Below are 12,359 nucleotides of genomic sequence, written 5' to 3' on the forward strand. Positions count from 1 at the left end.
CCGGATGGCCGCGCCGACTGCTTCGGGTGCCCGATCCACCGGTCGGGCGGCAGGCCCCGGCCGTCCCGCCTACCTGCACGGGGGCGCGTAGTCCAGCTGCGGGACGTGCTCCCGCCAGGCGTCCTCGGTCAGCACGCCCCCGGTCCGCGCGCAGATCCGCCGACGGGCCCAGTCCGCGTCCAGGTGCCACAGCCGCACCGTGCCGTCGGCCGAGCTGGTCGCCACCACCGAGCCGTCCGGGCTCACCGAGATGTCCCGCAGCGCCGAGTCGTGCCCGACCACGCCCTCGCCGATCGGCCCGGCCAGCGCGGGGGCCGAGGTGTCCCACAGCCGCAGCCGCGCGTCCTCGCCGCCGCTGGCCAGGGTGCGCCCGTCGGGGGTGAACACCACCGACACCACCGCCTCCTCGTGCCCGGCCAGCGGCGCGCCCAGCGGCCTTGGCGCGGTCGGGTCCGAGAAGTCCCACAGCCGCACGAGCTTGTCGTCGCCCGCCGTCGCCAGCACCCGCCCGTCCGGGGACAGCGCGCCCGCCCGCACCGGGCCGTCGTGGCCGGGGAACCGGCCCACCGCCCTCGGGCGCGCCGGGTCCGACACGTCCCACACCCGCAGGTGGCTGTCGGCGCTGCCGGTCACCAGGAACCGGCCGTCCGAGGTGAGCAGCGCGAGGTTCACGTACCCGTCGTGCCCGGTCAGCGGCTCGCCCAGCGGCCTGGGGTGCGCCCGGTCGGACAGGTCCCACAGCAGGACGGTGTTGTCCTCGTCCGCGGTGACCAGCAGGTTCCCGCGCAGCGCCAGCGGCGAGCTGAACCGGGTGCGCAGCGGCAGCGGCGCGCCCAGCGGTTCCGGCTCCGCGCCCGGCCGCACGTCCCACAGCCGCACCGCCTTCGGGCCCGCCGTGACCATCGTGCGGCCGTCCTCGCCCAGCACCACCGCCCGCACCGGCTCGCCCGCGTCCCGCCGGTCGCCGATCGGGGCGGGCGCGTCCGGGCCGCCGGGACCGGCCAGGTCCCACGCGCGCACCGTGCCGTCCTCGCTGCCGGTCAGCAGCGCGCGCCCGTCCGGGGTGAACCGGGGGCCGACCGTGCGGGCGGCGTGCCCGACCAGCACCGTCGACGGCAGCGACCACAGCCGCACCACCGGGTCCAGGCTGCCGGTGGCCAGCGCGCGGCCGTCGGGGGAGAACCCGACCGCGAACACCGTGCCGCTGCGGCCCGCCAGCGGCTTGCCCAGCGGCTGGACCCGCGCCGGGTCGGTGACGTTCCACAGCCGCGCCGTGCTGTCCGCCGCGCCCGAGGCCAGCACCCGGCCGTCCGGGGAGAACGCGACCGACCACACCGGGGCCAGGTGCAGCGCCAGCGGCCTGCCGCGCGCCTCGGGGGCGGCCGGGTCGGTGACGTCCCACAGCCGGATGCTGCGGTCCTCGCTGCCCGCGGCGAGGGTGCGGCCGTCGGGGGAGAACGCGACCGAGTGCACGGTGCTGTCGAACCCGCCCAGCGGGGCCCCGACCTGGCGCGGCGCGCTCGGGTCCGACACGTCCCACAGGCGCACGGTCGCGTCGTCCGAGCCGGAGGCCAGCAGCCCGCCGGGGGAGAAGGCCACGGTGCGCACCTGCTGCCCGTGCCCGGCCAGCTCCGCGACCCGCCGCGGGGCGCTCGGGTCGGTGACGTCCCACAGCCGCACCGCGCGGTCGGCGTGCGCGGACGCGAGCGTGCGGCCGTCCGGGGAGAACGCGACCAGGTAGACGGTGTCCCTGCCGGGGGCCTCCGCGGTGCCCAGCCGCCTGGGGCGGGCCCGGTCGGTGACGTCCCACAGCCGGACCGAGCCGTCCTTGCCCGCCGACGCGAGCGTGCGGCCGTCGGGGGAGAACACGGCGGAGCTGACCCAGTCGCCGTGCCCGGTCAGCGGCTCGCCCAGCGGCTTCGGGGCGTCCCGGTCGGTGACGTCCCACAGCCGCACGGTGCGGTCGTAGCTGGCGGTGGCCAGGGTGCGGCCGTCCGGGGAGAACGTGGTCAGGTAGACCGCGCCGGTGTGGCCGGTCAGCGGGGTGGCCAGCGGCGCGCCGCCGGAGGAGATCAGCCGGGTGCCCAGGTCGAGCGCGGACGGCCGCATCCCGCGCGCGACCAGCGCCAGCTGCGCGGACAGCGACGGGTCGCGGTCGAGCAGCTTGTCGGCCTCGGCCACGACCTGCCGGAACACCGCGTCGTCGCGCTGGCGCACCGCCACCACGGCCGCGACCCCGGCGATCAGCGCGAGCACCACCACCAGCGCGACCCCGCCGCGCAGCGCCCACACCGCCCGCCGGTGGTGCTGGCCGGACACCGCGAGGAAGTCGCCGGTGGCGCCGGTCGGGCCCGCGCCGTCCGCCCGGTGCCTGGCCGCCCAGTGCCTGGCCGCCTCCAGCCGCGCGCCCCGGTACAGCAGCGAGGGGTCCCGGCCCTGCTCGGCCCAGGCCGCCGCGTCCTCCTCCAGCCGCTGCCGCAGCAGCTCGCCCTCCCGGTCCTGGTCGATCCAGTCGCGCAGCCTCGGCCACGCCTGGATCAGCGCCTCGTGGGTGATCTCCACCGAGCCCGCGTCGAGGGTGACCAGCCGGGCGCGGGCCAGCACCTCGAGCGCCTCCTCGGCGGCGGCCGGGTCGCCCGCCTGGCCCACCAGCTCCTGCCGGGTGGAGCGGCGCCGGGTGTCGTGGGTGTCCGCGCCGATCCGCACCAGGCGCAGCAGCAGCGGGCGCGCGGCCCCCTGCGCGGCCGGGGGGAGGTCGGCCCAGGCGCGCTCGGCCGTGGCGGCCACCGCGCCCTGGATGCCGCCCGCGGCCCGGTAGCCCGCGGTGGTGAGCCTGCCCGCCTGCCTGCGCTGCCAGGTGGCGAGCAGGGCGTGCGAGAGCAGCGGCAGGGCGCCCGCGTCGTACGCGCCCCGCGCGCCGCGCACCGGCGTCCGACCGGCCCGCACGCCCAGGTCGCGCAGCATCAGCTCGACCAGGCCGGCCTCCAGCTGGAGGCCGGCCGCGCGCGCGGGCCTGGCCACCGCCTCGCGCAGCTCGGCCGTGGTCATCGGGCCGAGGACCATCTGCCGCTCCTGGAGCGCGTCGGCCAGTTCGGGGATCACCAGGCAGCGCCCGTAGAAGTCGGCGCGCACGCCCAGCACGACCAGCGCGGGCGCGTGCCCGCCCGGCCGCTCCGGGGTGCAGGCCGCCGCCAGCGCCTGGACGAACAGCTGGACCTGCGCGTCGTCGCCGCAGAGGGTGAAGGCCTCCTCGAACTGGTCGACCACCAGCACCAGGCGCTCGCCGCCGCGCGCCCGCGCGTGCTCGGCGACGGCGGCCCTGACCCGCTCCGCGAAGTCGATCACGCCCAGCGACCTCGGGCCCGCGCCGCGCTCGGTCGGCGGGTCGTCGGGGAGCCCGCCGGGGGGCAGGACCGAGGCCAGCTCGGGAACCCGCTCGACCAATTCGGCGAGCGGTTTCGCACCCGGTGTCATGACGGCCGAGGGCCAGGACGCGGAGCCGGGGTCGGCTAACGCTCCCTCGCGAATGGAGGGAATGAGCCCGGCGCGCACCAGCGAGGATTTCCCGGCGCCCGAGGCGCCGACCAGGACAACGATTCCGCCGTATTCCGTGGAATTGTCCAGCCGGGCGACGAGGGCGGCCGTGCTGCGCTCCCGGCCGAAGAACCAGGAGGAATCCTCGGGCTGGAAAGCGGCCAATCCCCGGTAGGGGCACACGCCGCTTTCCTCGGGCATTTCCGGGGGCGCGCTCTCGACGGCCGCGACGGGGCTGGCGAGGGCCTGCTCCCACAGCTCGCGCCACGCCCCCAGGTCGTGCAGCTCGGGGATCGGCGGGGTCGGCCGCTGCTTGCGGGCTTCACCGATGAGCACCTCCAGCACTACCGAGAGTGCCGAGAACCGGGCCGGGACGTTGCGCCCCCGGCGCCAGTCGCTCACCCGCTGCGCGGTCACCCTGACCGGTCGGCCCTGCTCGTCGACCCGGCGCGACCTGGCCACCGAGGCGGTCACGCGCTTGAGCGGGGGGTCGCCCGCCTCGGCGTAGAGCAGCGCGAAGCATTCGGCGAAAGCGGTGCGCGGACCCGAACCGTGACCGTTCCCCACCATCCGCTGAGCGCCCTCCCCCGGTGCCGGTTTCCGGTCCGGAAAAACCGGATCGCGGTGTGAACAGGGCTTTTGCCCGCCTTCGGCGGCCCGCCCGTTCCACCTTAACGACCGGGGGTGCCAGGGTGCTCCCAGGCGTTGCGCCGACGCCGACCGGAAGTGCGGCGGGGCCGGGTGCGGTGGTTTACCCGGAGACAGCCGAAGCCGGTGCGGGCCATTCACCGCTGAGGAGTCCTGGGGGTCTTCTCAGCGGGGCTGAAAGGTCCGCTGACCGGGATGACCGCGTGGGGAGCGACTCGACCGAACGGGGAACGAGGGGTGTGCGCCGGACCGAGCGCCGGTCACTGCCCGTGATGGTCGCCTGGGGTCGTGCCAGCCCGGTCGCACACCGGTGGGAAGGGCGGGGCGCCCGTCGCCCCGCACCCCGCGCGAGCGGGGGTCGGAGCGCAACGCCGGAACAACGTTCCGGAGCGGGTCCGCGGTTTGCGCACAACGGCGTGCCCAAGCCGCGACCGCTTTGTTCGATGTCGTTTTTCCGCCAGAGTTCGGGGACGCGGTTCCGGGATCGCCGAGCGGTGCCCGAGGACGTGCAAGAGGACGCAGTGGAGCACAACCGGTCGATGTCACCAGACCACCTGGCTAACCGTGGTCGGCACTTCACCGGACCGCGCCCCCACCCCCATTGCGGGGGGCCTTCCGCACCCCGGACCGAGCCCGGAGCGGATGGCGCGGATGGCGCGCCGAACGATCGGGCGCACCAGTTCCCCGAACCGTCGGCCACCCGTTCCGACCGCTCGCGGGAACCACGCGACGACCAGCCGGGCGCGGGCGCGGAGACGGGTGCGGAAACGGGCGCGGGGGCGCCGGGGGAGGGGGCCGAGGTGCTGAGGGCGGAACCGGGCGAACCGGGACGGCGAACGACGCCGCAAAGACCAGAAGACCCGCAAACCCGCACCCCACCCGACCCGAACACCCACCCCACCCCCACCACCGACCGCTCGCCCGCCACCACCGGCAGGCCCACCCGCGCCGCTGCTCCCGCACCCGACCACGCCTCGATCGGCAGCCAGCCCCTGACCGGCCCCCAGCCCCCGGCACCCAGCCGCGCCCTCGCCGATGCCAGCGCCCCCACCACTGGCCACACCGCCGCCACCTCCGCTGGGGTCGATGCCGGCGCTCCTGCTGTCGGCCGTGCCGCCGCTGGCCACGCCCCGGTCGATGCCGGCGCTCCGCCCGCCAGCCGTGTTGCCGCCGGCCGCGCCGGGTCTGGCGCGGCTGCTCCTGCCGGTGGTCGCGCCCGCGCTAACACCAGCGCGCCTGCCGCCACCCGCACCGCTGTGGGCCGTGCCTCGGTTGATGCCGACGCGCCTGCCGCCAGCCGTGTTGCCACCATCCGCGCCGGGGCTGGCGCGCCTATTCCTGCCGGTGGTCGCGCCCGCGCTAACGCCGACGCGCCCGCCGCCACCCGCACCGTCGTGGGCCGTGCCTCGGTTGATGCCGATGCGCCCCCCGCCAACCGCGCCGCCGCCATCCGCACCTCAACCGATGCGGGTGCTTCGGCTGCTGGTCGTGTTGTCGCTGGCAGTGCCTCGGCTGATGCCGGTTCGCCTGCCGCCACCCGCACCGCCGTCGGCCGTGCCTCGGCCGACACCGGTGCGCCCGCCACCAGCCGCACCGCTGCCACCCGCGCCGGGGCCGGCGCAGGCGCTCCTGCCGCTGGCCGTGTCGCCGCCAACCGCGCCCAAGCCGCCGCCCCACCCGCCGCCACCGGCCACACCACCACCCCCCGCCCCCGCGCCCCCCACCCCTTCACCGACCACCCCGCCACCCCGCCCACCACCGACCTGGTCGACCCCACCTGGGGCCCCAGGTCCGACCCGGTCGCCCGAGCGTTGCGCATGATCGTCGACGGCGTGGTCGACCGGGAGGGCGTGCCGGGCCTCGCCACCCGGCTCGGCTACAGCGTCCGCCAGGTCGAGCGCCGCCTCCTGGCCGAGCTGGGCTCCGGCCCGCTCGCCATCGCCCGCGCCCGCCGCGCCCGCACCGCCCGCCTCCTGGTCGAGACCACCGCCCTCCCCATGACCGAGATCGCCGTGGCGGCCGGCTTCGCGAGCGTGCGCGCGTTCAACGAGACCGTGCGCGAGCTGTTCGGCCGCTCGCCCACCGACCTGCGCGGCGGTCGCCGGGCCCCCGGCGGCGAACCGGGCGCGGTCGTGCTGCGGTTGCCGTTCCTCGGCCCGCTGCACGCGCCGTCGCTGTTCGGGCCGCTGGTCGCGAACGCCGTCCCCGGCGTCGAGGAGTGGCGCGACGGCGCCTACCGCCGCACGCTGCGCCTCCCGCACGGCCACGGCGTGGTCTCGCTGCGCCCGCGCGCCGACCACGTCGAGTGCGACCTGACCCTCACCGACTCCCGCGACCTCCCGGTCGCCATCTCCCGCTGCCGCCGCGCGCTGGACCTCGACGCCGACCCGGCCGAGGTCGACGGCGCCCTCCGCGCGGACCCCGCCCTGCGCCCGCTGGTCGACGCCGCACCGGGCACCAGGGTCCCCGGCGTGGTCGACGGCGCGGAGTGCGCGGTGCGCGCCCTGCTCGGCGAAGGCGCGGGCATGGGCATGGGCGCGGGCGCCAGCACGGCCGCGGGCAAGAGCTCGGGCTGGGCGCACCGGGTGGTGCGCGAGGCGGGCGAGCCCGTCCCGGACCCGGCGGGCGGCGGCCTGACCCACCTGTTCCCGACGCCGCAAGCGCTCCTGGACCTGGACCCGGCCCTGCTGCCCCCGCACGCCCGCGCCCCGCTCACCGCCCTGCTCACCGCGCTGGTGGGCGGCGTCGACCTGGGCGCGGGCGCGGACCGCGCCGAGGCCCGGTCGGCGCTGCGCTGCGCGGGCGAGCGCGTGCTGGACGCCGTCCTCACCCGCTCGCTGGGCGACCCGGACGGCTTCTGCCCCGACGACCCCGCCGTGCGCGCCGCCGCGGGCGGGATCGGCCTGCCGGTCACCGCCGCCGCGCTGGCCGACCGCTCCCGCGCGTGGCGCCCGTGGCGCGCCTACGCGGCCCGCTACCTGCTGGGCCGCACCCCGACCTGACCCCCCGAACCCTTGTCCCGCAAGCGAGAACGGCGGTTCGCCCACCCGCTCGAACCGGGCGCTCTATGATCGTCGGGACCGGACTCGGGAAATCGTGGCGGAAATCGGTTTCGCCTGCGCCTGATCTGCCTATCCTCAGCGCGTCCCGAGTCGTCATGGACGGAGATCCCCCGTTGAGCACGGACCAGCTGTTCAGCCACCTTGAGTCGCACGACGCGCACTTCCCGGTGCCCGCCTCCGCCGAGCCGAGCTACGAGGACCTGTTCCACGAGCCGCCCGCGACCGCCGAAGCTTCGTCCTGATCGGACGTTCCCCCGACTCCCGTTGGCGCAGCGGGAAGACCGCCGCCAACGGGAGCCTCGTGCGCCCCGGAACCGTTGCGCCCCAACGGGCGCTCCCCGGCGCCCGGCCGCGCCGCCGGTCCCGGCCGCGTCACCGCTTCCAGCCGACCGCCCCCGCGATGCAGCGCGACACCGGGGCCAGTTCCTTGAGCTGAGGCCCGTCCGGCCACCAGTCGGCGCAGATCACCAGTCCGGGCTCGACCAGCTCCAGCCCGTCGAACAGCCCCAGCAGCTCCGCGCGCGTGGCGAACTTCCCGCTGCCCATGGGGCTGTGCAGGAACGCCTGCTCCATCCGCCGCGCCAACCGGCTCAGCTCCTCGGTCTCCGGGTCGAGGAAGTGGCTCAGCGCCACGAAGGAGCCGGACGGCAGCGCGTCCACGTACTTCGCCATGATCTCCTGCGCCGTCGGCGAGGTCCCGTTGTAGTGGTGCACCGTCCCGAGCTGCAGCAGCGCCACCGGCTTGCTGAAGTCGATGTGCTCGCGCACCACCGGGTCGTCCAGGATCGCCTCGGGGTCGAAGATGTCCGCCGCCGAGAAGTGCGTCTGGTCGTTCTCCTCCAGCAGCGCCCGCCCGTGCGCCAGCACCACCGGGTCGTTGTCCACGTACACCACCCGCGCCTCGGGCTGGAGCCGCTGCACGACCTGGTGGGTGTTCTCCGCCGTGGGCAGCCCCGAACCGCAGTCCAGGTACTGGGTGATCCCGGTCTGGCTGGCCAGGAACCTGGTCGCCCTGATCAGGAACCCCCGGTTGTCCACCGCCAGCGTCGCCGCCTCCGGCGTCACCTGCTGCACCCGGCGCAGCACCTCGCGGTCGATCTCGTAGTTGTCCTTGCCGTTGAGGAAGGCGTCGTAGACCCTGGCGATGCTCGCCTTGGTCGTGTCGATGTGGACCGGGGCGGGGGCGTCCGGCGACAGAGCGGGCATGGCTACCTCGCAGGGTTGTCCGGGAGTAGAACTGCTCGTGCACCTCAGCACAGACGATCATCGAGGGGTATGGGCCCGCACCGCGCGGGGACCGCTGTCGGGAGGGGTTGGGCGGACGTGGGTGTACGTTCAGTGACGATGCGATGTCGGGCCACCGCGGCGCTACCGCCGATCGGGTGTGCGCTCCGGCGAGCGGGGAGGATCGGCGATGGCCACCGGTGAGCCCCGGCTCCCCAGCGGCGAGCGGGACAGCGGCCCCACCGCGCTGAGGATCGTGCTCGGCGCGCAGCTGCGCAGGCTTCGCGAGGCCGCGGAGATCACCCGAGCCCAGGCCGGCTACCAGATCAGGGGTTCCGACTCCAAGATCAGCCGCTTGGAGCTGGGCCGGGTCGGGTTGAAGGAGCGCGACGTCTCCGACCTGCTGACCATGTACGGGATGGTCGACGAGGACGCGCGGCAGAAGTTCCTGGCGATGGTCCGCAGGTCCAACGAGCCGGGGTGGTGGCACCGCTACACCGATCTGATGCCCGACTGGTTCCAGGACTACGTCGGACTGGAGGAGGCGGCGACCCGCATCCTCAGCTACGAGACGCACTTCGTGCCCGGCCTGCTCCAGACCGAGGACTACGCGCGCGCCATCGCCAGCCACGGCAGGCCGGAGCTCGCGGGCCCGGAGGTGCAGCGCCGGGTGACGCTGCGGATGCGCCGCCAGAAGGTGCTCGCCAGGCCCGGCGCGCCCCGGCTGTGGGTGGTGATCGACGAGTCGGTGCTGCACCGGCCGATCGGCGGCAGGCAGGTCCTCGTCGAGCAGTTGGACCACCTCCTGGAAGTGACCAAGCAACCGCTCGTCACCCTCCAGATAGTCCCTTTCCCGCTGAGCGGTTATGCCGCCGAAGGGCCGTTCACGATGCTCCGGTTCGGGGAGCCGGACCTGCCGGACATCGTCTACGTCGAGCACCTCGCGGGCGCGCTCTACCTGGACAAACCCGAGGAGCTGGAGATCTACGGGCGGGTGTTCGACCGGCTCACCGTCGATGCGGAGACGCCTGATCGCAGCAGGCAGCTGCTGGCGAAGGCGCGCGCCGCGCTGTGACCCCCGGCTAGGGGTTTCCGCCATTAGAGGGAGATTCCGCCGCTGCATATGCACGTGCATTTACGGGTGCCCACGCCGCTGCTAGCGTCCGTGCACGGCTCAGATGCACGTGCAGATGCACCGGCTGCGGAGCTTCGGACCGAAGGGGTGGAGCATGGCGAGCAGGGTCCACAACGGCATGTCGGCGGCGTCGCTGCAGGGGGTGGTGTGGCGGAAGAGCGCGCGCAGCGGCGCCCTGGGCAACTGCGTGGAGCTCGCCGACGCCGACGGGGGGATCGCCGTCCGCAACTCGCGCTTCCCCGACGGTCCCGCCCTGGTCTACACCAGGGAGGAGATCGCCGCCTTCGTCGCCGGTGCGAAGGACGGCGAGTTCGATGACCTCCTCGGCTGACCAGGGGGGTCGAACAGCCGGGCAGTTGCGCCAGTTGATCGCGCGGGGGTTCCAGTTCCTGCACCCGCGCGACGCGAGGGGTGAACTGGCGGCTGTCGTCGGCGTCCGGGCCCACCACACGGTGATCGACGTGGTCAGGCTGCACGACGCGGACAACGCGATCGCGATCCGGATGCCCGCCGACGAGTCGAACGTGCTGTTCCCCAGCAGGTTCTCGTGGCGCAGGCGGGGATCGGCGACCGCGGTGCTGGAAGAGCTCCTCGAACTACCGGACGACCGGATGACCTAGGTCGTCCCTCCCCCGGCGAACTGACCTGGGTGAGCGCACGGGTTCGGGCCCCACGCGCCGGGGCCCCGGCCCGCTCCCCGTTCGTCGAGACCGGTGCGGTGGTCGCCGCAGGCGCCCTCGGGGCGCCGCCTGACCGTGCGGCGATCACCGCGCCGCGCCGGAGAGAACGAGGGGTTCCACCGTCCACAGCGGACGTCGATCGTCGGGCTCGGGTTGGTGCGCCAGCACCGCCCGGCGTCACAGGGGGTGACGGCGAGCGAGGTCCGCGCGGGGTTCGGCTTCCCGATGCGCGAGCACGGGCGGCACGTCCCCGCCGCGGTCGGTGGGACGCCGGAAAGCGGATGCCCCCTCCCGGAATCCTCGGGAGGGGGCATCCGCGCGTCCGGGGGACGTCCGCTACCCGCGCGCGGACTTCTCCACAGGGCTGTCCACAGGTGTGGAGAGTTCGAACAGGCGTTCGATCGCCGCGACCTGCTCGGCGGTGCACCCGGCCTGGCGCACCTCGTCGGCGGTCGGCGCGACCGGCCGCGACGCCTGCGCGTGCTCCTGGACCAGCACCAGGCACCGGTCCGCCTGCGGCGGTTCCGGCGCGGCGGGCCGCTTGGTCTCGACGGGCGGCGCTCCCGCCTGCTGCGGTGCGGAGTTCGTCGCCTGACCGCCCTGGACCGCCTGGCCCTGGGGGTTCGCGTCCGGCGCCGCCGGGGCCTGCTGGTCGGGCGCGGGGGACCCCGGCGCGGCCGGGTCGGCCGAGGGGGACTCCGCCGAACCCGGCGCGGAGGAATCAGGTGCGGAGGAATCAGGCGCGGAGGAGTCGGCAGCCGAGGAGTCCGGCGCCGAGGGGTCCGCGGCTGCCGACTCGGGCGCCGCGGACTCGGGCGCCGACGACTCCGGGGCCGACGACTCCGGTGCGGCCGACGACGATTCCCCTGACGCCCCAGCGCCTTCCGGCTTCCCGCCGTCGGAACCGCCCTCGTCCCCGTCCGCGCCCGGAGGCAGCGCGGGCACCTCCACCGCGCCGTCCGAGTAGGCCCGCATCCAGGTCTCCACCGCCACCACGTAGGTCCGCGAGTGGTTGTACCGGAACACCGCCGCGTCCAGGTCGCTCTGCTTCGACAGGTCCATCCCGCCCGAGCACAGGTACTTCCCGGCCGCGACCGCCGAGTCGTGGATGTTGTGCGGGCTGGACGCCCCGTCGCCGTTGCCGTCCGCCGCGTAGCGCTGCCACGTCGACGGGATGAACTGCATCGGCCCGACCGCGCGGTCCCAGGTCCGGTCCCCGTCGTGCCGCCCGCCGTCGGTGTCCCGGATCGCCGCGAACTCCCCGCCGTCCAGCACCGGCCCGAGGATCCGCGGCGCGGTCTCCCCGCTCGGGTCGGCCCGCCCGCCGCGCGCGTGCCCCGACTCGATCTTCCCGATGCCCGCCAGGTGGTACCAGCGCAGGTTGCACGACCCGGCGAGCGCCTGCTCGGCCTTCCGGTACGCCTCCAGCACGTTCACCGGGATGCCCTTGGCCCCCGCGGTCGCGGGCGGCGCCGGTTCCGCCCCCGCCGCGCGATCGGCCTCCTGGCCCCGCGGCGGGGACTCGGGTGTCGCCGCCGGTGTCAGGCCGTCGGAGTCCTCCACCGCCATCGGCCGGATGCTCCGCTCCGCGAGCGGGGGCGAGGTCGAGGCCGCGGCGAGCGGCGCGGGGTCTGGCAGCGCCGCGTTGGATGATGCCGCGATGGCGCAGAGGACACCGACCATCGCGGTCAGCGCCGGACGCCGGTGGGTCGTCTCACGTGGGTGCACGGGGAATCCCAATACCGTCGTGGGTGGTCAGCGATCTGCGATCCACTAGTAACACGGCTGGTGGGAGGACCAACCGGCGTTCCCCCCATCGAGTTGGTGTTTGTTCGCCGCCTGATCGCTCGGACCGGTTAACTTCCGCCCTTGACCGTGCACCGGTCCCCGGCGCGACGGACAGTGCTGCGGGGTTCACCCTCAGTTCACATCCGCCGGATTCCGGTCCTCGATCACGGAGTTGTGCCGATGCCCGAGATAGGGATGGCGCGCCGCCTCACCGCGGCCATGATTTCCACTGGCCTAGCGCTGGGAGGCACGCTGGTCGCGACGGGGGTCGCCGAAGCGACCGTCGTC

The 12,359-nt window shown here is 75.3% G+C and carries 8 protein-coding genes; 5 read left to right on the forward strand and 3 right to left on the reverse strand.

What is annotated here, in order from left to right:
• Positions 1-69 precede the first annotated feature (69 nt).
• Positions 70-4,104: a WD40 repeat domain-containing protein gene (locus CNX65_RS02865; RefSeq protein WP_096491381.1), complete on the reverse strand. Its 4,035-nt coding sequence runs from the start codon at positions 4,102-4,104 to the stop codon at positions 70-72.
• A 1,895-nt stretch (positions 4,105-5,999) separates the two neighbouring features.
• Here CNX65_RS02865 and CNX65_RS02870 point away from each other — a divergent pair.
• Positions 6,000-7,184, forward strand: a complete 1,185-nt coding sequence (locus tag CNX65_RS02870; protein WP_096491382.1) for a DNA-3-methyladenine glycosylase 2 — start codon at positions 6,000-6,002, stop codon at positions 7,182-7,184.
• 173 nt (positions 7,185-7,357) lie between these two features.
• Positions 7,358-7,486 carry a hypothetical protein gene (locus CNX65_RS37685; RefSeq protein ID WP_256373719.1) on the forward strand — a complete coding sequence of 43 codons (129 nt, stop codon included), beginning with the start codon at positions 7,358-7,360 and terminating at the stop codon, positions 7,484-7,486.
• A gap of 130 nt (positions 7,487-7,616) precedes the next feature.
• On the opposite strand, the gene CNX65_RS02875 is transcribed toward CNX65_RS37685, so the two are convergent.
• Entirely contained in the window at positions 7,617-8,450 is an 834-nt protein-coding gene (locus tag CNX65_RS02875) for an SAM-dependent methyltransferase (RefSeq protein ID WP_096491383.1), read from the reverse strand.
• 208 nt (positions 8,451-8,658) lie between these two features.
• Here CNX65_RS02875 and CNX65_RS02880 point away from each other — a divergent pair, with 208 nt between their 5' ends.
• From CNX65_RS02880 to CNX65_RS02890, 3 genes are all read left to right on the forward strand, one after another.
• Positions 8,659-9,543, forward strand: a complete 885-nt coding sequence (locus tag CNX65_RS02880; protein WP_096491384.1) for a helix-turn-helix domain-containing protein — start codon at positions 8,659-8,661, stop codon at positions 9,541-9,543.
• A 154-nt stretch (positions 9,544-9,697) separates the two neighbouring features.
• The gene (locus tag CNX65_RS02885) at positions 9,698-9,934 is read left to right on the forward strand and encodes a DUF397 domain-containing protein (protein ID WP_096497574.1); all 237 of its coding nucleotides are present in this window, start codon (positions 9,698-9,700) and stop codon (positions 9,932-9,934) included.
• A 25-nt stretch (positions 9,935-9,959) separates the two neighbouring features.
• Complete coding sequence (locus CNX65_RS02890) at positions 9,960-10,223, forward strand: hypothetical protein (protein ID WP_232519679.1); 264 nt, start codon at positions 9,960-9,962, stop codon at positions 10,221-10,223.
• A 396-nt stretch (positions 10,224-10,619) separates the two neighbouring features.
• On the opposite strand, the gene CNX65_RS35915 is transcribed toward CNX65_RS02890, so the two are convergent.
• Positions 10,620-12,011, reverse strand: a complete 1,392-nt coding sequence (locus CNX65_RS35915) for a lytic transglycosylase domain-containing protein (protein WP_198320426.1) — start codon at positions 12,009-12,011, stop codon at positions 10,620-10,622.
• Positions 12,012-12,359: the final 348 nt, after the last annotated feature.

Origin of the sequence: Actinosynnema pretiosum (assembly GCF_002354875.1) — a bacterium.
Lineage (GTDB): Bacteria > Actinomycetota > Actinomycetes > Mycobacteriales > Pseudonocardiaceae > Actinosynnema > Actinosynnema auranticum.